This is a genomic window from Nonomuraea sp. NPDC048882 (assembly GCF_040649755.1).
GTDB classification, from domain to species: Bacteria; Actinomycetota; Actinomycetes; order Streptosporangiales; family Streptosporangiaceae; genus Nonomuraea; species Nonomuraea maheshkhaliensis.
In genome coordinates this window covers 296507-315594 of record NZ_JBEZGB010000006.1, presented here as the reverse complement: position 1 = coordinate 315594, position 19088 = coordinate 296507, and the positions used below count along the sequence as shown (strand labels likewise).

The following is a 19088-nucleotide window of genomic DNA, read 5'->3' as shown; positions in this document are numbered from 1 at the left end:
AGAACGTGGACCGGCCGCCCAGGGGAGTCCTGGGCGGCCGGGCCGGGTCGGAGTGACTACACGCGCTGCCAGAGCGCCGGCACGTTCGGCGGCTCCCAGCCGGCGAGGGCGGTGTGCGCCTGGACGCACCGGTAGCTGACGCCGTTGTAGGTCACGGTGCTACCGACGCTGTACGCGGTGCCCGCCCGCCAGGTGCCGGAAGGCGTCGTCGGGGGAGGCGTCGGCGTCGGCGTCGGGGTGGGAGTGGGCGTCGGCGGGGGCGTCGGGGTGGGGTTGCCGCCACCGCCGCCGAAGTTCAGGTCGATGCAGGAGTAGAAGGCGTTGGTGGTGTCGGAGATGTTCCAGATGGCGAGCACCTTCTGCCGGCCCGAGTAGCCGGAGAAGTTGACCGGGTGCGAGACCGTCGCCGGCGGCTGCTGGTTGTTGCCGGAGAAGCTGGCCACCCTGGTGTTGCCGATGTAGTACTCGAAGTTCGAGGTGGCGTGCCTGGCGGTGAACGTCCAGGTGAAGGTCACGGTGCTGCCCACCGACGCGGCGGGCCACGGCTTGCTCTCGTCGCTGAGCTGGGCGAACTGGCCGAGGTTGGCGTGGCAGTTGCGCAGGCCCTTGGGGCCTTCCACGCTCTGCGGCTCGTAGACGATGTTGCCGCAGCCGGAGACCTTGCCCTGGTGGCAGTTGGCCTGGCGACTGGGCGGCGTGAGCACGTACCCGTGCGCGAACGCGGGCGTGGTGTTGAACACCGTGGTGGCGACCGCGATCACCGCCACGGCGAGTACTGAGAGAGTCCTTCGCATGAAGTGGCTCCTTTACATGGGGGGTGACCCCTAATGTAAAGGAAACTTTCCTAACGGTAAACTCGACTTGACCGCTGTCCGGACCGCCGTCAACGCGTCAGGACGAAGCCGTCACCGCGTGACGGATGAAGCCGTCACGTGTGCGGAAGAAGTCGTCATCGCGTCAGGATGAAGTCGCCGGGATCGCGCGGCGCCCGGTCGCGCGGCGGCGCGGCGGCGTGCCCGACGGCCACGCAGCCCATCGGGTCCCACGACTCGGGCAGGTCGAGCACCTCGCGCACCACGGGCCGGCAGAACATCGTGGACGACACCCACGCCGAGCCCAGCCCCTCGACGGCGAGCTGCACCAGGAAGTTCTCCACCCCGGCGCCGGTCGCCACGATGAACATCTCCCGCTCGGAGGCGTTGCGCCGCTCGTCCCTGTAGGTGTGGGACCCCTCCATCACCAGGCACGGCACCACCAGATAGGGCGCGTTACGCAGCACGTCGCCCCGTCTGACCCGCTTGGCGATCGACTGCTCGGTGAACCCGTCGCCGCGCAGGTCGGCGATCCACGCCTCGCGCATCGCGTCGAGCAGCTTCGTCCGCGTCTGCGGCGACTCCAGCAGCACGAACCGCCACGGCGTCGTGTGGTGCGGCGCCGGCGCCGCGATGCCCGCCGCGACCGCCCTGCGCACCGCCTCGGGATCGACGGGCCGGTCGGAGAACTCCCTGATCGTACGGCGGGCGAACACCACGTCACGCGACCCGAACCGGAACAGATCATCGTCGGCCGGCCGCACCAGCGGCCTGACCCCGGGACCGTCGTCCTCGGTCACCAGGTGGGACAGCCCGCGCACGATCGCCACCGGGACCCCGGCGAGCTTGCCCTTGACCAGCTCGGCGGCGCTCGCGATCTCGTCGGCCAGGGCTGTGACCGTGGCGCTGAGCTGGTTGCCGTAGGTGTCGGAGGTGCCGCGGTAGTCGTCGAGCGGGCGGAGGCCGGCCACCCCGATGGCCACGTCGGTGAGCCCGTTACGCCACGGCCGTCCGAACGTGTCGGACACGATCACCCCGACCCGCACCCCACCGCGCCCGCCATCGTGCCCGCCATCGTGCCCACCGTCGCGCCCGCTGTCGTGGTTGCCGTCGCGTCCATCGTCGCGCCCGTCGCCGGGCTCGCTGTCGCTCCCGCCGTCGCGCCCGCTGAGCCCTGCCCTGATGCGGCGGGCCGAGGCGTCGGAGTCTTCGGGCAGGAGCAGGACGGTGCCGGGCTCAGTGTTGGAGGCGTCGACGCCGGCGGCGGCCATGACGAAGCCGTGGCGGGTCTGGGAGATGACGGTGTCGCCGCGCCTGGCGACCACCCGCTCGGTCTCCTCCTCGATCGCCCGGGTGCGGTCGGGCGCGTGGCGCACCCGGCCCTCGGCCTTGCTCACGATCTTGGAGGTGATCACCACGATGTCGCCGTCACGCAGCCCGGCTCCGGCCAGCAGCGCCGCCACGTCGTCACCCGGCCGGACCTCGCCGATCCCGGTCACCGCGATCACCTCGACCCGCTCGGGCACCACCGAGCCGTCGTGCGGCGGGGCGGCGGGGCCGCCCTGCGGCAGGGACACGGCAGGAGCATCGTGCGGCGGGGTCGAGGCAGGGTCGCCCTGCGGCCGGGTCGCGGCAGGGGTGGCGGGCGTCGGGGCGCCGGGTGAAGGGGTGGTCATCGGGCGAGCTCCAGAGCGAGGTCGAGGGCGGTGCGGGCGATGGCGGCGGTGGCCTCGGCGTCGTGCATGAGGATCGGCCTGGCGACCACCCGCACGCCGTCGAGCGCGACCCCGGCGTCCTCCTCGGCCACCAGCCAGCCGTCGATCAGCTCGGAGCCGTACAGATCGAGCACCGCCTGCGCGGTCGTCTCGACCCCGATGGCGGTCAGGCAGGCGTCGGCCATGCCCCTGACCGGCGCGCCGCCGATGATCGGCGAGACGCCGACGACGGTCTTGGGCAGCAGCGCCTCGCGGATGCCGGGAATCTGGAGGATCGTGCCGATGCTGACCACCGGGTTGGACGGCGGCAGGACGACCACGTCGGCCTGCTCGATGGCCTCAAGGACCCCCGGGGCCGGCTTCGCGGTGTCGGCCCCCACCAGCGCGAACGACTGCGCGGGAACGGAGGCGCGCAGTCGCACCCACCACTCCTGGAAGTGGATCGCGCGCTTGCCGCGCTCGTCCTCGATCACGACGTGGGTCTCGCAGCGGTCGTCGCTCATCGGCAGCAGCCGCACGCCCGGCTGCCAGCGCGCGCAGAGCGCCTGCGTGATCTGCGAGAGCGGGTAGCCCGCCTCCAGCATCTGCGAGCGCACGATGTGGGTGGCGAAGTCGCGGTCGCCCAGCCCGAACCACTGCGGCTCGACGCCGTACGCGGCCAGTTCCTCCTTGACGACGTGGGACTCCTTGGCCCGGCCCCAGCCCTGCTCCTCGTCGATGCCGTTGCCCAGGGTGTACATCACGGTGTCGAGGTCGGGGCAGACCCGCAGGCCGAACAGGGTGATGTCGTCACCCGTGTTGCCGATGACAGTGATCGAGGAGTCAGGCGCGGTGGCGCGCAGGCCGCGCAGGAAGCGGGCGCCGCCGATGCCGCCGGCGAGTGACACGATGTGCATGCGCCCCAGTCTTTCACCGGGCTCCGACAACCCTTCCGGGGGACCGGTTTTCGCCTTTTTGTCGGCGGCGTACGTCCTGGTACTGCATGAATTGAGATGGAAGAGGTTGCTGGGACTCCCGGCAGGTGGGTCGGTGATGTGGCAAACTCCCTTCGGGCTAAAGGGTCCCGATGGGGGTAGTTGTGAGCAAACTTGACGTCGCTCGGCTGAAGGAGCCGGCCGCCTGGATCATGCTCGTCACCGGGTTGATGCAGGTCGTGCTGGCGATCGGCCACATCCTGATCGGGTCGACCGCGTCGTCGTCGTTCATGGAACGCGCGGCGGGGAACTTTTCGAGCGTGACCAGCCCGGTCGTGACGGCGCTGCTGCTCGGCGCCGTGCTGCTGGTGACGAAGGTGGGCGAGCCGTCGGCCAAGGCCAAGCCGATCACGTACGGCGCCGCCGCCGGACTGTTGCTGGCCTCGGTGTTCGGCATGCTCGCGCTGCTGCTCGGCCTGTTCTCCGGCCTCGGCGCCCGCTCCACCATCGAGTACGTGCTCCTCGGCGTGCCCACGCTCGCTCTGACCGCCATCGCGCTGGTCTACCTGCTGCCGCAGGTGATGCCTGAGCGGCCGGCGGCCCAGGTCTACCACGGCCAGTTCGGCGCTCAGCCCGGCTTCTTCGCCGGCCAGCCCCAGCAGTTCGGCCAGGGCGAGCAGCCCCAGCCCGGTTACGGCCAGCCCGGCTACCCGCAGCAGCCCCCCTCGGGCCAGCAGCCCTTCGGCCAGGACCAGCCCGGCCAGCCCGGCTACGGCCAGGACCAGGCGGCGGGCGGCTTCGCCCAGCAGCCCGGTCAGCAGGGCTTCGGCCAGGAGCAGGGTCCAGGCCAGCAGGGTCCAGGCCAGCAGGGTCCAGGCGGTCCTGGTCAGCAGGGCCCCGGCGGTCAGCCCGGTTTCGGCGGCCCGCAGGACCAGCAGCAGGCCCCGTACGGCCAGCAGCCCATGTCGGGCCAGCAGCCCGGTCAGCCCGGCTTCGGTCAGGACCAGGCCGCCGCTCTCGGCGGTCCCCAGGACCAGCAGGCCCCTTACGGTCAGCAGCCGATGTCCGGGCAGCAGGGGTTCGGCGAGCAGGGCCCCGGCCAGCAGGGTCCCGGTCAGCCCGGTTTCGGCGGTCCCCAGGACCAGCAGCAGGCCCCGTACGGCCAGCAGCCCATGTCGGGCCAGCAGCCCGGCTACGGCCAGCAGCCGCCGTCCACCCCCGGCTACGCGCAGCAGCCCCCCTCCACCCCCGGCTACGCGCCCCAGCCGCTCTCAGCCCCCGCGTACGACCAGCAGCAGCCGTCCGCCCCCGGATACGACCAGACGCCCGGCGGATACGGCCAGCAGCCCCCCTCGACGCCCGGCTACGGCCAGCAGCCCCCGAGCTTCGGCGGGCAGCCCGAGCCGCAGACCAACCCGCAGCAGCCATACCCGCAGATCAGGGGCGCGCTGCCGGCCGCGCCCTCCGACCAGCAGCAGCCCGAGCCGTCCTTCCCGCCGCAGGGTTTCGGCCAGGGTTACGCCTCCGTCGACACGTCCCCGGCGGGCCAGGACTACAGCACGCCGCCGGCCGGGGAGTACACCCCCGCCCCGTACGTGCCCGCCGATAGCCAGCCGAACATCTACGGCCAGCCGAGCCCGAACCCGTACGCGCCCGCCGCGAACGACCAGGCCAATTCCTTCGCCCCGCCCGCCGACCAGCAGCAGGCGAACCCGTACGCGCCTCCGTCCGACAACGCGTACACGCCGGGCGAGACCGCCCCCAACACCTCGTTCCCGCCGGCCGAGCCGCAGCAGCAGTCGTACTTCGGCCAGAGCGCGTTCGACCACCAGCAGCAGCAGCAACAGCAGGGCGGCCAGCCGTTCACCGGCTACTCGGGCGCCGAGTTCGCCACCCCGTCCGCCTACCAGGAGCCCGACCCGCCGGTCGACCCGCGCTCGCAGCAGCTTCTCGACGCCTACCACCAGGCGGAGACGTACCAGTCGAACGCCGGCCAGCCGAATGCGGGCCAGCCGAACGCGGGCACCCAGCCGGAGCTGCGCGTGCCCGACTACGGCCAGGGCGGCGGCCAGTACGGCGGCGACCCGTTCGGCCACCCGCAGCAGGAGCTCCTGCGACAGGTCCAGGAGCAGAACGGCGGGTACGAGCCCCAGCAGGGCCAGTACCGGCCCACCCACCAGGCTCCGCAGGCCGCCGCCGCCCAGCCGGGATGGCCGGACCAGGGCGAGTCCACGATGCGGCTCGACCCGGCGGCGTTCGGCGGCAACGCCTTCGGCGGCGACCAGCGCCGCCCCGGTGACGACCCGATCGACCCGACGGCCATATACACCCCCAACGAACCCCGCAGGTAACGGACCGGCAATGGACGGCTAGAGAGAAGGTGGGCCATGGGCGGGCGTGTTTCCCGCCCTGGTACGGTTCCGACCGCAGACAGCGTTGAACGAGCCAGGCCGACGCCATGCGTGCGAGGCGCCGGCCGGGTGCGAACATCACATGCCGAGCACACCGGGGCGAGATCTGGTCTTTCCCCGGATAGCTGCATGCCGCTTGACGTCACGCACGGCACGCGCGTGTAATTACAACCATGTTGTTACGCCTTCCTGTGGGTGGGTAATAAGGAAGGCGTCCATGGGGGGCTCCATTGCGGGCGGGCGGCAGGGAGGTGTGCAGTGACCGATCCGGTCATCGCACAGGATCAGCTTGACGCTGAAGAACTCGGCTGGCAGGAGCGCGCGTTGTGCGCGCAGACTGATCCGGAGGCGTTCTTCCCGGAGAAAGGCGGCTCCACCCGAGAGGCCAAGAAGGTCTGCCGATCGTGTGAGGTCCGTGCCGAGTGCCTGGAATACGCACTCGAGCACGATGAGCGGTTCGGCATCTGGGGTGGGTTGTCCGAGCGGGAGCGCAGACGGATCAAGCGTCAGGCCGTTTAGGCCGAATGAGAGATCCGGTGCGGGCCGCCGCTGCGGCGTGGGTCGCGGACGGCAGTCCGACCTGCGGTTTCTTATCGTTATATAGGGGGGAAGGGGTCACGCGGTCCGCCGTGTGACCCTTTTCGCATCTCCTGACAGCCGCGCACCTGTATGGTGGGGCCGCTGATCATCCCCCCAGGAGTCACCCACCCATGGCACGTCCCTACGTCACCGTGATCGTCGTCGCCCATGACGGCGCGCGCTGGCTCGGGGAGACGCTGCGCGCCCTGATCAACCAGAGCCGCAGACCGGACCGCGTGGCCGGCGTCGACAACAGCAGCAGGGACGGTTCGGCCGACCTGCTGGCCCAGACGCTCGGGCGCGGCAACCTGATCTCCCTGCCCCGCTCCACCGGTTTCGGCGAGTCGGTTGCCACGGCGCTGGAGAAACTTCCGTCCGCCGGACGGGACGAATGGATCTGGCTGCTGCACGACGACTGCGCCCCCGACAGGCGCGCGCTGGAGCTGCTGCTCACCGCGGCCGAGCAGGATCCCAAGGCCGCCGTGCTCGGCCCGAAGTTACGCGACTGGCTCGACCGCAGGCGGCTGCTGGAGATCGGCGTCACCGTGGGCCGTACGGGACGCAGGGACACGGGGCTGGAGCCGCACGAGTTCGACCAGGGGCAGCACGACGGCACCCGCGAGGTGCTGTCGGTGTCCACGGCGGGGATGCTGATCAGGCGCGACGTGTGGGAGAAGGCCGGCGGCCTCGACCCGTTCTTCCCGATCTTCCGTGACGACCTCGACCTGTGCTGGCGGGTGCGCAACGCCGGGCACAAGGTGCTGATCGTGACGTCCGCGGTGGCCTGGCACGCCGAGGCGGCGGCCCGCAGGCGCCGGCGCATCACGGTCAGCGGCGACCATCCGCGCCGCCTCGACCGGCGCAACGCGATCTTCGTGGTCATGGCGAACCTGCCGTTCCGCGCGATGTTGTGGGCGCTGCTGCGGAACGTGATCAGTTCCATCGTGCGCACGGTGCTGTTCATCGTGAGCAAACAGCCGGCGAACGCGCTGGACGAAGTCGTGGCCATCTGCTCGATCCTCGTGCATCCGTTCCGGCTGCTGCGGGCGCGCCGGGCCCGCCGTCACGGCCGCAAGAGGGGATATATACGCATAAAGCGGCTTATGACCCCTCGGGGTGCGGCCTACCGGCGCCTCACCGACATGGTGCAGAGCTTCCTGGCCGGCGAGGCGCCCGTCGACTCCGCCGGCCGGCATCACCACTCCACAGCCCACCCAACCGGCGCCTCGGGCGAGGAGCAGGACGTCGTCCCGCCGCCCGACACCGGCGCCTTCCAGCGCTTCATCGGCCGGCCCGGCGTCATCCTCATGTTCGCGCTGACCGTCGTCTCACTGATCGCCGAACGCTCGCTCCTCGGCGGCGAACGGCTCGGCGGCGGCGCCCTCGTGCCGGTGACCGGCGGCGCGAGCGACCTGTGGGCCTTCTACACCGAGGGCTACCACGACGTCGGGTTCGGCTCCACCGCCTGGGCGCCGCCGTACGTGGCCGTGCTGGCCGCCCTGTCCACGCTCGCGCTCGGCAAGACCTGGGTGGCCGTGTCGGTGCTGCTGCTGGGCTCGGTGCCGCTGGCCGGGGTCACGGCGTACCTGGCCACGCGGCACATCGTCCCCGCGGTGCCGGCCCGGGCCTGGGCGGCGGGGACGTACGCGCTGCTGCCCGTCGGCACCGGGGCCATCGCGGCGGGGCGGGTGGGGACGGCGGTGGTGTTCGTCCTCGTCCCCGTGTACGCCTGGCTCTGCGCCCGGCTGCTGTCCGCCGAGCCGCGACCGGCCAGGCGGGCCGCGTGGGGTCTTGGCCTGCTGCTGGCCGTGGGGACGGCGTTCGTGCCCCTCGTCTACCCGCTCTTCGCGGTCCTCGGCGTGCTCGGCGCGGTGGCCTTCGGCGGCGTCCGCGGCCGGTCGCGTTCCGCCGGCCGGGATGACGCGCCGGGCGGCGCGCGAGGTGGTGTGCAGGGCGGCGCGCGAGGTGATGCGCAGGGTGGCGTGCGGAGTGACCTGCGAGACGGTGTGCGGGGCGGGGTCGCCGGGTCGATGGGCATCGCGCTCGCCGTGCCGCCGCTGCTCCTGCTGCCCTGGCTCATGGACCTGCTGGGCGAACCCTGGCGACTGCTCCTTGAGGCAGGCTTGCACGATCCGGCCCTGGTGGACCCGTCGTTGCCCACCGCGTCCCTGCTGGCGATCAGCCCGGGCGGGCCGGGGTTGCCGCCGTTCTGGGTGAGCGCGGGGCTGGTGGCGGCGGCGCTGGCCGCGCTGCTCATGCGCCGCCAGCGCACGATCGTCGCCGTCGGCTGGGGCATCGCGCTCTACGGCGTGCTGGCGGGCGTCCTGGTCAGCCGGATCACCGTCGAAGGCGCGCGGGCCTGGCCAGGGGTGCCGCTGGCGTTCGCGGGCGCGGGGCTGGTGGTGCTGGTCGGGTTGACCGCCCACCGGCTGACCGAGCTGCGCGCGGGTGGCGGGCTGCGGCGGCTGGGGGCGACGGCGGTGGTGGCGGTGGCGTTCAGCACGCCGCTGCTGGCCGCCGGGTACTGGATGGCCGGTGGCGTACGGGGGCCGCTGCTCGGCGACGCGCCCGACGTGATGCCGGCGCTGGCCGCCGCCCGTACCACGCAGGGGGAACGGACCCTGGTGATCAAGGGCTCCGCGTTCACGGTGCTGCACGGGCGCATCCCGCTGATCGGCGAGGCGGAGCTGCCGGCCGACCCCCAGGCCCGCGCCCGGGTGGGCGCGGCGGCGGAAGGGCTGGTCGGGGGCCGCGGCGGCGACGCGGCCACGCTGGCTCAGCAGGGCATCGGCATGGTGGCGCTGGCGCCTCCGGTCTCCTTCGAGCTGGCCAGGACCCTCGACTCGCAGCCGTCGTTGCAGCGCCTGAGCCTGTCGGAGTCGGGCGGCCTGTGGCGGCTGGCGGAGCCGGTCACCCGCGTGCCCGCCCAGCCGGTGAGCGTCATGCACGTGCCGCTGCTGTGGGCGCAGGGGGCGTTCCTGCTGGTGGTGCTGCTGATGGCGGCACCAGGCCGGCAGCGACAGGAGACGGCGGAGCCCGCCGGCGTGGCACTGGCGGGCGCCTGATGCCGGGCAAACGTGGCACAGGCGGGCGTGTGCGGGCGGGCGGAGGTGGCGCGATGAGGGCCTTCGTGGAGCACAGGGTCGGGCTGCTGGTGCTGGTCGTCGTGTCTTTGACCGCCCTGTACGGCGTCGCGTACGTCACCACCCCCGCCCCGATCCCGCCCCCGCCCTCGGCCCCGAGGAAGGTGTCCGTGGAGTCGGTCACCGCGGTCTGCCCGGGGGCGAAGGGCGAGCGGACCGGCGTCTACCTGCCGGGAACGGTGAACGGCGAGACCATGGAGGACGCGAAGCCGTTCGTGACCAAGGGCCCCGCCGGTCTTGAGGCCGGCTACCTCACCCGCGTCACGAAGGGCGCGGGCCGCGGCCTGGCGGGCGTCCGCTGCACGGAGCCGTCCGCCGCCACCTGGCTGGTCGGGCCGGGCCCCGCGAACGCCGACGTACGCCTGCACCTCACGAACGCCGACAAGGCCCCCGCGCTGGCGGACGTGCAGGTCTACGCGGCGGAGGGCCCGATCTCGGGTGACGCGGGCGTCGGGCTGGAGATCGCGCCGGGCGAGCACAGGGAGATCGACCTCAAGACGCTGGCCCCGTCCGCCGACATCATGGCCCTGAGCGTCACCACCGTCTTCGGCCGCGTGGCCGTGGCCGCCAGGACCACGCTGGAGACGGGCGGCGTGGACTGGCTCCCACCTGCGGCGCCGCCGGCCACGCGCGTGGTCGTGCCCGGCATCCCCGGGGGCGGCGGCCTGCGCCGCCTGCTCGTCGCCGCGCCCGGCGAAGAGGACGCGACCGTGCAGGTCAGGGCGGTGAGCGAGGACGCCGAGTTCGCGATGCGCGGCAAGGAGTCGCTGGACGTGCCGGCCGGCGGCGTGGTCGCCCTCGACGTCACCACCGGCATCGCCGGCAGCGCGTCCGCCCTCGTCCTGACCTCGTCCGCGCCGGTCGTGGCCGGGCTGATGATCACCGGCACGGGCGCGCGTTCGGACGTCGCCTTCACGGCGGGGACGCCGTCCCTGGAACTGGGCAGCGCTGTGGCCCGCAACGGCGCCGGCTCGGAACTCCTCCTCACCGCCGTCAGCGGCCCCGGCTCGGTGCGGGTCCAGGTGGTGCAGGGGGAGGGGGCGGAGCAGGCGCCGTTCGACGTGGAGGTGGCGGCGGGACGGACGTGGGCGGTGAAGCTCAAGGCCAAGGGGGACTTCGCGGTCGTGGTCACGCCGGTGTCGGGGGAGGTCTACGGCGGGCGGGTGGTGCGCGAACGCCTGAAGTCGGGCGTCCTGCTGACGGCGCAGCCGCTGGCTCCCGCACGAATGTGGACGATGCTCCGACCGCTGACGGACACCCCCCGCGTGGTGCTCCCCTGAGCACAGGGACTCAGGCGGGACACGCCCCGCGCGCCGCCGTCCTGAGCGCCGGCCCTCGGCGGGCCGCTCCCTTGAGCACCGGGCGTTCAGCGGCGGTCGTCGTAGCCCGGGTCGACCGTCTCGGGGGCCAGGCCCAGCAGCGTGGCGACCTGTTCCACCACCGTGTCGTGGACCATCGCCCCCAGCGTGTCACGATCACGCGCCCTGGCCTCCAGCGGCCGCCGGTAGATCACGACGGACGCGGGCGACTGCCCGGCCGCGGCGTCGGCCCGGCCGAACGGGATCGGGTCGGAGCCGAGCCGGGGCCCGTCGCCCAGCTCGCTCAGCGGCGGCACCTCCTCCACCGCGAACTCCACCGCCGCGAGCTGTTTCTCCCAGCGCGGCCTGAGCCGGTCGACCGCGTCGAGCACCAGGTCGTCGAAGCGTTCGCTGCGCGACTTCGCGATGGGGACATGGGAGGGAGCGAGCGGGCCGCGCAGGCCGCGACCATGGCGATCGCGCCGTCTGGGCCCGCGCTTCTGAGTCACGTCAGCCAGTGTACGGGGCGCGTCCCCCGCGCACCGGGAGCACGTACGGGTTACGCCCGGGCGGCTCCGATGCGGGTTCTTGGCCAAGGAAGGGGAGGCAGGAGAGGTTGCTCATGAGGGGAGGTGGGGAAGCCGGGGAGGGAAGTGCGGGGGAAGGGGCGTTTTCTTCGGGGCATGTGGGTGGAAAACCTGCGACAGGTGTCCGAATTGTGGCGACACGCTCGTTAAGAGCGCTCAGGTAGTGGCGCCTCGCACTCTTACCAGATACGGTCCCTCCGTGAGCCCCGTCCGCCGCTGTTCCCGCACCGCCTGCAGCCAGCCTGCCGTCTTCACGCTCACGTACGTGTACGCCGACTCGACCGCTGTTCTGGGCCCCCTGGCGACGTACGCGGAGCCACATTGTTATGACCTGTGCGCCGAACATGCCGAGCGGCTGACCGCTCCCCGCGGCTGGGAGGTGGTACGGCTGCCGACGGACGGCGCCTCGCCCAGTTCCGACGACCTCGAAGCGCTGGCCAACGCGGTCAGGGAGGCCGCGCGGCCGACGCCGTCAAGCGGCGGTGAGCCGGTCGGTCAGGGCGTCGAGGTCGGCCGTCGCGGGCACCTGCGCGTTCTGAGATCGGCCCAGCAGCACCGTGACCGGTAGGCTCCCTGTGTAAGGCGGAACCGACCTAGGGCGGAGCTGGAGAGTGGGCGACCTCGCCAAGATCTTCAAAGCGTACGACGTTCGCGGAGTGGTGCCCGACGAGCTGGACGAGCCGGCCGCCGAGGCCGTGGGCGCGGCGTTCGTCGAGGTGACGGGTGCCGGATCGATCGTGGTCGCGCACGACATGCGCGAGTCGTCACCCCCGCTGGCCGAGGCGTTCATCCGCGGCGCCCGTTCGCGTGGCGCCGACGTCGTGCACGCCGGGCTGGGCTCGACCGACCTGCTCTACTACGCCAGCGGCAGCCTCGGGCTGCCCGGCGTGATGTTCACCGCCAGCCACAACCCGGCCCGCTACAACGGCATGAAGATGTGCCGGTCGGGCGCGGTGCCGATCGGCGGCGACACGGGCCTGGCCGAGATCCGCGACCGGGCGGCCGAGCTGGTCGGGGCCACGTTCGCGCCGGGCGGCTCGGTGATCGGCAAAGACCTGCTGACGGGCTACGCCGACCATCTGCGCACGCTGGTCGACCTGCGCGGCATCAGGCCGCTGAAGGTCGTCGTCGACGCGGGCAACGGCATGGGCGGCCACACCGTGCCGGCGGTGTTCGACGGGCTGCCGATCGAGCTGACCCCGCTCTACTTCGAGCTCGACGGGAGCTTCCCCAACCACGAGGCCAATCCGCTGGAGCCGCAGAACCTGGTGGATCTGCAGCGCGCGGTGGTCGAGCAGGGCGCCGACCTGGGGCTGGCCTTCGACGGCGACGCCGACCGGTGCTGGGTGATCGACGAGCGCGGCGAGTCGGTCTCGCCCTCGGTGATCACGGCGCTGGTGGCGGCGCGCGAGCTGGCCAAGCATCCAGGGGCGACGATCATTCACAATCTGATCACGTCGCTCGGCGTGCCGGAGATCGTGCGCGAGCACGGCGGCGTCCCGGTGCGCACGCGGGTCGGACACTCGTTCATCAAGGCCGAGATGGCGCGCACCGGCGCCGTCTTCGGCGGCGAGCACTCCGCCCACTACTACTTCAGGGATTTCTGGTACGCCGACTCCGGCCTGCTGGCCGCGATGCACGTGCTGGCCGCGCTGGGCGAGCAGGACAGCCCGCTGTCGGAGGTGGTCGGGGCCTACTCGCGCTACCACGCCTCGGGCGAGGTCAACAGCGCGGTGTCCGACCAGGCGGAGGCGCTGAGGCGGGTGCGTGAGGAGTTCGCGGGGCGCGGGGAGTTCGACGAGCTCGACGGGCTGACCGTGACCGGCTCCGGCTGGTGGTTCAACCTGCGCGCCTCCAACACCGAGCCGCTGCTCAGGCTCAACGCCGAGGCGGCCGACGAGACGAAGATGACGGCGATCAGGGACGAGGTCCTCGCCATTGTGGGAAAGGTGTCAGAGTGAAGATCGACGACTGGCTGCTGGAGATCCTGGCCTGCCCGGCGTGCAAGGCGCCGCTGCGTGCCGAGACCGAGGCGGAAGAGCTGGCCTGCACCGGATGCGGGCTGATCTACCCGGTCAGGGATGACATCCCGGTTCTGCTCGTCGACGAGGCCAGGAAGCCGTGACCTGGGAGCCGGAGCGGCTCGACGACCAGCGTCATCTCAGCGAGGGCGATCCCTCGGGCATGCTGCCGGCGGTGGCCGGCGCGGCGGCCCACGTACGCACCGGCTATCGCAGCGCCGTCGAGGCCCGCGTCGACCGCCTGGCCGGCCAGGGGCGTCCCCGCGCCATCGTGGTCGCGGGCATGGGCGGCTCCGGCATCGCCGGCGACATGCTGGCGGCGGTGGCGGGCAACGGCGCCCCGCTGCCGATCGTGACCCTGCGCTCCTACCAGCTCCCCGGCTGGGTGGGCGCGACCGACCTGGTCATCGCCGTCTCCGGCTCGGGCGACACCGAGGAGACGCTGTCCGTCGCCACCCAGGCCGTGCGGCGCGGCTGCACGCTGCTCGGCGTGGGCGCTCCGGGTTCGCCGCTTGAGGCCATCGCCACCCAGGCGTCGGCCGTCTACGTCCCGGTGCCGGTCAGCGGCCAGTCCAGGGCCAACCTGTGGCTGCTGGCCGTGCCGCTGATCGTGGCCGCGGCCGAGCTGCGGCTGGTGACGGCGGAGCCCGAGCTGTTCGAACGGGTGGCCGCGGCGCTTGAGGACATGGCGAACCGGTGCCGGCCGGCCAGCGAGTCGTTCATCAACCCGGGCAAGTCGCTGGCCATGGACCTGGCCGAGTCCGTACCGATGATCTGGGGCTCGTCGCCGTCCGCGGCCGTCGCGGCGCACCGGCTGGCCGGCCAGCTCCACGCGAACGCGAAATATCCCGCGATGCACGGCGAGCTGCCCGAGGCCGGCCATCTCCAGGTCGCGGCCCTCGACGGGCCGGTGGCCGAGCGCGACATCTTCGCCGACGTCTCCGGGCGCACGCTGCGGCTGGTGATCCTGCGCGACGTCGAGGAGCATCCCCAGGTGACGCGGCGGCGCGAGGCGTCGCTCAGGCTGGCGCGCGAGCGCGGGGTGCCGGTCACCGAGCTCGTGGCCGAGGGCGTGCACCCGCTGGAGCGGATGGCCACGCTCATCGGGCTCGGTGATTACGCCAGCACCTACCTGGCACTGGGTTATGCCATCGATCCCACCGCTGTGTCGGCGATCACTGAACTCAAGGCCCGAATTTCGCAATAGGATCCCCTATCAGGCCTTTGTAGTTGATCTTTATGAGTGGAGCAGATCGGTGAGCGCGAGCGGCGGAACCAAAGCGATCATTGCGGCATTGTCCGCGAACTTGGCCATCGCCGTGGCCAAGTTCGTGGCCGCGTTCTTCACCGGATCCTCCTCGATGCTGGCGGAGGGCATCCACTCGGTCGCCGACTCGGGCAACCAGGTGTTGCTGCTGGTCGGCGGTAAGAGAGCGGCCAGGGCCAGCACCAAGGAGCATCCGTTCGGATACGGGCGCGAGCGTTACTTCTACGCCTTCGTGGTGGCCGTCGTGCTGTTCACGATCGGCGCCGCGTTCTCGATTTACGAGGGCGTGCACAAGCTCTCCGATCCGCACCCGGTGGACGCGCCGCTCTGGGCGTTCGGCGTGCTGATCTTCGCGATCATCGCCGAGGCGTTCTCGTTCCGTACGGCGATCAAGGAATCGAACGCCGTGCGCGGCAAGCAGTCCTGGGTCGCCTTCATCCGCCGCTCCAAGTCGCCCGAACTGCCCGTCATCGTGCTCGAAGACCTGGGCGCGCTGCTCGGCCTGGTCTTCGCCCTGTTCGGCGTGACGATGGCGGTCGTCACCGGCGACGGGCGCTGGGACGGCGTCGGCACCCTGATGATCGGCGTGCTGCTGGCCGTGATCGCGATCGTGCTGGCCGTCGAGATGAAGTCGCTGCTCGTCGGCGAGGGCGCCGCGCCGGAGATGGAGACCCGCATCCGCGCCGCCCTGGAGGGCGCGCCCGAGGTGGCGCGGGTCATCCACATGCGCACGCTGCATCTGGGGCCCGAAGAGCTGCTGGTGGCGGCGAAGATCGCGGTCGAGCACAACGACACGGCGGCGGAGGTCGCCCACGGCATCGACGAGGCGGAGCGCCGCATCAGGGACGCCGTGCCGATCGCCCGCGTGATCTACCTGGAGCCCGACCTCGACCGTCAGAGCTCCAGCAACGCCTCCACCTCCGCCTGACCTCATCCGAAGCCTGAGCCCATCTGAAGAGCCTCGGCCTGATCGGGCCGAGGCTCCTGGCGGGTCCGCACCCCGCCTCGCGGCCTGCTCAGCGGTGGCGGAGCAGGCGCAGGGCCTTCTCCTTCTCGAAGTCCAGCGCCCTGCGCGGCACCTGGATGCGCCCGATGCGCACCCCCAGGTCGCGTACGGCCGCCGCCACCGCCGGGTCGCTCAGCACCCGCAGCGCGAACGCCAGCTCGGCCGGCGAGACGTCGAACCGCTTCTCCAGCTCCACTCCCTGGGCCACGGCGGACAGCTCGTCCGGCCCGAACCGGCGATGGGCCCCTTGCTCCCGCACCGGCGGCAACAGGCCGAGAGCCTCCCGGTATCGGAGCATTCGGGGGGACATGCCGAGTCGCTTGGCCGCTTCCGTGATGCGCATTCTTACATTCTTACGTCAGATTCCGGCCGCCGGGGGTGCGACCGCGTACGAGGGCCGCCTAAACTCGTCGGCGACAACATCAGTGACTAACATCAGTGACGCGAGGGGAAACCCGATGGACTTCAAGGTCGCCGACCTTTCACTTGCCGACTTCGGCCGCAAGGAGATCCGGCTCGCCGAGCACGAGATGCCCGGCCTCATGGCGGTCCGCAAGGAATACGCGGCCTCCCAGCCCCTCCGCGGCGCGAAGATCATGGGCTCCCTGCACATGACCATCCAGACCGCCGTCCTCATCGAGACGCTGGTGGCGCTCGGCGCCGAGGTGCGCTGGGTGAGCTGCAACATCTTCTCCACCCAGGACCACGCCGCCGCCGCCGTCGTCGTCGGCCCCGACGGCACCGCCGACGACCCGAAGGGCGTGCCCGTCTTCGCCTGGAAGGGCGAGACGCTGGAGGAGTACTGGTGGTGCACCGAGCAGGCGCTGACCTGGCCTGACGGCGACGCCCCCAACATGATCCTCGACGACGGCGGCGACGCCACGCTGCTGGTGCACAAGGGCGCCGAGTACGAGAAGGCCGGCGCCGTGCCGCCCGCGACCGCCGACGACCCGGAGGAGTGGCACGTCATCATCGACCTGCTCACCCGCACGGTCGGCGCCGACAAGCGGTGGACCAGGATCGCCGAGAGCATCAAGGGCGTCACCGAGGAGACCACGACCGGCGTGCACCGTCTCTACGAGATGCACAAGAACGGCCAGCTCCTCTTCCCGGCGATCAACGTCAACGACTCGGTCACCAAGTCGAAGTTCGACAACAAGTACGGCTGCCGCCACTCCGTCATCGACGGCCTCAACCGCGCCACCGACGTGCTGATCGGCGGCAAGGTGGCCGTGGTCTGCGGTTACGGCGATGTCGGCAAGGGCTGCGCCGACGCGCTGCGCGGCCAGGGCGCCCGCGTCATCGTCACCGAGATCGACCCGATCTGCGCGCTCCAGGCGGCCATGGACGGCTTCCAGGTGACCACGCTGGAGGAGGTCGTCGGCATCGCCGACATCTTCGTCACCGCCACCGGCAACTTCAACATCATCACCGCCGCGCACATGGCGCAGATGAAGCACCAGGCGATCGTCTCCAACATCGGCCACTTCGACAACGAGATCGACATGGCCGGCCTGGCCAAGCTGCCCGGCATCGTCAGGAACACGATCAAGCCGCAGGTCGACGAGTGGGTCTTCGCCGACGGCCACTCGATCATCGTGCTGGCCGAGGGCCGCCTGATGAACCTGGGCTGCGCGACCGGCCACCCCAGCTTCGTCATGTCCAACTCGTTCACCAACCAGGTGATCGCCCAGATCGAGCTGTTCACGAAGACGGCCGAATACCCGCTCGGCGTCTACACGCTGCCCAAGCACCTGGACGAGAAGGTGGCCCGCCTGCACCTCGACGCCCTGGGCGTCAAGCTCACCGAGCTGACCAAGGAGCAGGCCTCCTACATCGGCGTCCACATCGAGGGCCCCTACAAGTCCGACCACTACCGGTACTAGATCTTCCTCAGAGATAGCTCCGGGAGATCGTCTCTCGGAGCTATCCGTTTTTTCATCTTTTACGGCGGGCCAGGTTACCCGCACGCGCCGACGCCACCTCCGTCCGTCATGGCCGGTCGTGAAGGCTCACGGGCCGGGCGCCGTGACGACGCGTAATCTTGGCCGTGTTCTTCGGTGGGGGCTGGCCATGGATCTCAGTGCGAGCGGTGAGCGGCAGATCTCCTGGGCTGCCCGGTCGATGCCGGTGTTGACCGCGATCGGTGAGCGGTTCTCCCTCGAACGCCCGCTTGACGGGCTGAGGATAGCCGCGTGCCTGCACGTGACCGCGGAGACGGCCGTGCTGATGGGGGCACTGAAGGCGGGAGGCGCGCAGATCGCGCTGGCCGCGTCCAACCCGCTGTCCACGCAGGACGACGTCGCCGAGGCGTTGCGGAGCTACGGGATCGCGGTGCACGCGCGGGCCGGGGTGGATCGGGCGGCCTACTACCGGCACATCCACCAGGCGCTCGACCTCGCGCCCGACCTCGTGCTCGACGACGGGTGCGACCTGGTCAACATCCTGCACACCGAGCGCACCGACCTGCTCGAAGGCGTGAGCGGCGGCTGCGAGGAGACCACGACCGGGATCATCCGGCTGCGGCAGATGGCCGCCGAGGACGCGCTGCGCTTCCCCGTGGTGGCCGTCAACGACACCCGCACCAAGCGCATGTTCGACAACCGCTACGGCACCGGCCAGTCCACGCTCGACGGCATCATGCGGGCCACCAACACCATGCTGGCGGGCCGAACCGTGGTGGTGGCCGGGTTCGGCTTCTGCGGGCGGGGGGTGGCCGAGCGGGCGAAGGGCTTCGGCGCCCGGGTGATCGTGACCGAGATCGACGCGGTCAAGGCGCTCGACGCCACCCTGCAAGGCTACGAAGTGCGGCCGATGGCGCAGGCCGCGCTGATCGGCGACCTGTTCGTCACCGTGACGGGCAACCGCGACGTGATCAGGGCCGAGCACCTGGCCGCGATGAAGGACGGCGCGATCCTGGCCAACGCGGGGCACTTCGACGTGGAGATCGACGTGCGGGCGCTGGACGAGCTGGCCTCCGAGGTGCACCGGGGCGTGCGCCCCAACACCGACGAATACGTCATGCCCGACGGCCGCCGCCTCTTGCTGCTGGCCGAGGGCCGCCTGGTCAACCTCACCGCCGCCGAGGGGCATCCGGCGGCCGTCATGGACATGTCGTTCTCCGCCCAGGCCCTGGCCGTGGCCTGGCTGGCCGGTGAGCGGGCCGGGCTCGCGCCGGGGGTGTACGACGTGCCGGAGGAGATCGACCATGAGGTGGCCAGGCTCAAGCTGGCCGCGGCCGGCATCGGCATCGACGTGCTCAACCCTGAGCAGGAGGACTACCTGCATTCGTGGCGCGTCGGCTCGTGAACGCGGGCGCCGGCCCTCTCCCGAGC

Annotated in this window: 16 protein-coding genes; 11 read left to right on the top strand and 5 right to left on the bottom strand. The window is 71.5% G+C overall.

What is annotated here, in order from left to right; all coding sequences use genetic code 11:
• Nucleotides 1-56: 56 nt before the first annotated feature.
• The 3 genes from AB0C27_RS23285 to cofD form a co-directional block, all read right to left on the bottom strand.
• On the bottom strand, nt 57-794 hold the full coding sequence (locus tag AB0C27_RS23285; RefSeq protein WP_357847209.1) for a lytic polysaccharide monooxygenase: 738 nt from the start codon (nt 792-794) through the stop codon (nt 57-59).
• Nucleotides 795-949: 155 nt separating this feature from the next.
• Nucleotides 950-2488: a coenzyme F420-0:L-glutamate ligase gene (locus AB0C27_RS23280; protein WP_357847206.1), complete on the bottom strand. Its 1539-nt coding sequence runs from the start codon at nt 2486-2488 to the stop codon at nt 950-952.
• Nucleotides 2485-3423 (bottom strand): 2-phospho-L-lactate transferase, encoded by a 939-nt coding sequence (gene cofD / locus AB0C27_RS23275; protein WP_357847203.1) that lies wholly within the window; start codon nt 3421-3423, stop codon nt 2485-2487. The genes AB0C27_RS23280 and cofD overlap by 4 nt, the downstream gene beginning before the upstream one ends.
• 182 nt (nt 3424-3605) lie before the next feature.
• Here cofD and AB0C27_RS23270 point away from each other — a divergent pair, with 182 nt between their 5' ends.
• The 4 genes from AB0C27_RS23270 (at nt 3606) to AB0C27_RS23255 (ending at nt 10854) form a co-directional block, all read left to right on the top strand.
• Entirely contained in the window at nt 3606-5792 is a 2187-nt protein-coding gene (locus AB0C27_RS23270) for a hypothetical protein (protein ID WP_357847200.1), read from the top strand.
• 318 nt (nt 5793-6110) lie between these two features.
• Nucleotides 6111-6371, top strand: a complete 261-nt coding sequence (locus tag AB0C27_RS23265) for a WhiB family transcriptional regulator (protein ID WP_020546325.1) — start codon at nt 6111-6113, stop codon at nt 6369-6371.
• A 191-nt stretch (nt 6372-6562) separates the two neighbouring features.
• A complete protein-coding gene (locus tag AB0C27_RS23260) occupies nt 6563-9496 on the top strand; it encodes a glycosyltransferase family 2 protein (protein ID WP_357847197.1) in 2934 nt (977 codons plus the stop codon).
• Between the two features lie 53 nt (nt 9497-9549).
• Nucleotides 9550-10854: a DUF5719 family protein gene (locus AB0C27_RS23255; RefSeq protein WP_357847194.1), complete on the top strand. Its 1305-nt coding sequence runs from the start codon at nt 9550-9552 to the stop codon at nt 10852-10854.
• Nucleotides 10855-10940: 86 nt separating this feature from the next.
• Here the strand turns inward: AB0C27_RS23255 and AB0C27_RS23250 are convergent, their stop codons facing one another.
• Nucleotides 10941-11390: a metallopeptidase family protein gene (locus AB0C27_RS23250; protein WP_346102633.1), complete on the bottom strand. Its 450-nt coding sequence runs from the start codon at nt 11388-11390 to the stop codon at nt 10941-10943.
• A gap of 268 nt (nt 11391-11658) precedes the next feature.
• Between AB0C27_RS23250 and AB0C27_RS23245 the strand changes: the two genes are divergently transcribed.
• From AB0C27_RS23245 to AB0C27_RS23225, 5 genes are read left to right on the top strand one after another with little or no spacing between them, the layout of a single operon-like run.
• Complete coding sequence (locus AB0C27_RS23245; RefSeq protein WP_357847191.1) at nt 11659-12027, top strand: DUF3499 domain-containing protein; 369 nt, start codon at nt 11659-11661, stop codon at nt 12025-12027.
• Nucleotides 12028-12070: 43 nt separating this feature from the next.
• Nucleotides 12071-13420: a phosphomannomutase/phosphoglucomutase gene (locus AB0C27_RS23240; RefSeq protein ID WP_357847188.1), complete on the top strand. Its 1350-nt coding sequence runs from the start codon at nt 12071-12073 to the stop codon at nt 13418-13420.
• Nucleotides 13417-13584: a Trm112 family protein gene (locus AB0C27_RS23235; protein ID WP_106236648.1), complete on the top strand. Its 168-nt coding sequence runs from the start codon at nt 13417-13419 to the stop codon at nt 13582-13584. The genes AB0C27_RS23240 and AB0C27_RS23235 overlap by 4 nt, the downstream gene beginning before the upstream one ends.
• Entirely contained in the window at nt 13581-14687 is a 1107-nt protein-coding gene (locus tag AB0C27_RS23230) for an SIS domain-containing protein (RefSeq protein WP_357847183.1), read from the top strand. The genes AB0C27_RS23235 and AB0C27_RS23230 overlap by 4 nt, the downstream gene beginning before the upstream one ends.
• Nucleotides 14688-14736: 49 nt before the next feature.
• Nucleotides 14737-15675, top strand: a complete 939-nt coding sequence (locus AB0C27_RS23225) for a cation diffusion facilitator family transporter (RefSeq protein WP_357847180.1) — start codon at nt 14737-14739, stop codon at nt 15673-15675.
• Nucleotides 15676-15763: 88 nt separating this feature from the next.
• Here the strand turns inward: AB0C27_RS23225 and AB0C27_RS23220 are convergent, their stop codons facing one another.
• On the bottom strand, nt 15764-16096 hold the full coding sequence (locus tag AB0C27_RS23220) for a MerR family DNA-binding transcriptional regulator (protein ID WP_106236653.1): 333 nt from the start codon (nt 16094-16096) through the stop codon (nt 15764-15766).
• A gap of 115 nt (nt 16097-16211) precedes the next feature.
• Between AB0C27_RS23220 and ahcY the strand changes: the two genes are divergently transcribed.
• Together ahcY and AB0C27_RS23210 are read left to right on the top strand one after the other, a co-directional pair.
• Nucleotides 16212-17639, top strand: a complete 1428-nt coding sequence (ahcY, locus tag AB0C27_RS23215; protein WP_357847177.1) for an adenosylhomocysteinase — start codon at nt 16212-16214, stop codon at nt 17637-17639.
• 187 nt (nt 17640-17826) lie between these two features.
• Complete coding sequence (locus tag AB0C27_RS23210) at nt 17827-19062, top strand: adenosylhomocysteinase (protein ID WP_357847174.1); 1236 nt, start codon at nt 17827-17829, stop codon at nt 19060-19062.
• The last annotated feature ends 26 nt before the right edge of the window (nt 19063-19088 follow it).

Coding starts and splice junctions, on each gene's coding strand:
- AB0C27_RS23285 (WP_357847209.1), bottom strand. CDS start 794: ATGCGAAGGACTCTCTCAGTACTCGCCGTGGCGGTGATCGCGGTCGCC.
- AB0C27_RS23280 (WP_357847206.1), bottom strand. CDS start 2,488: ATGACCACCCCTTCACCCGGCGCCCCGACGCCCGCCACCCCTGCCGCG.
- cofD (WP_357847203.1), bottom strand. CDS start 3,423: ATGCACATCGTGTCACTCGCCGGCGGCATCGGCGGCGCCCGCTTCCTG.
- AB0C27_RS23260 (WP_357847197.1), top strand. CDS start 6,563: ATGGCACGTCCCTACGTCACCGTGATCGTCGTCGCCCATGACGGCGCG.
- AB0C27_RS23255 (WP_357847194.1), top strand. CDS start 9,550: ATGAGGGCCTTCGTGGAGCACAGGGTCGGGCTGCTGGTGCTGGTCGTC.
- AB0C27_RS23220 (WP_106236653.1), bottom strand. CDS start 16,096: ATGCGCATCACGGAAGCGGCCAAGCGACTCGGCATGTCCCCCCGAATG.
- ahcY (WP_357847177.1), top strand. CDS start 16,212: ATGGACTTCAAGGTCGCCGACCTTTCACTTGCCGACTTCGGCCGCAAG.
- AB0C27_RS23210 (WP_357847174.1), top strand. CDS start 17,827: ATGGATCTCAGTGCGAGCGGTGAGCGGCAGATCTCCTGGGCTGCCCGG.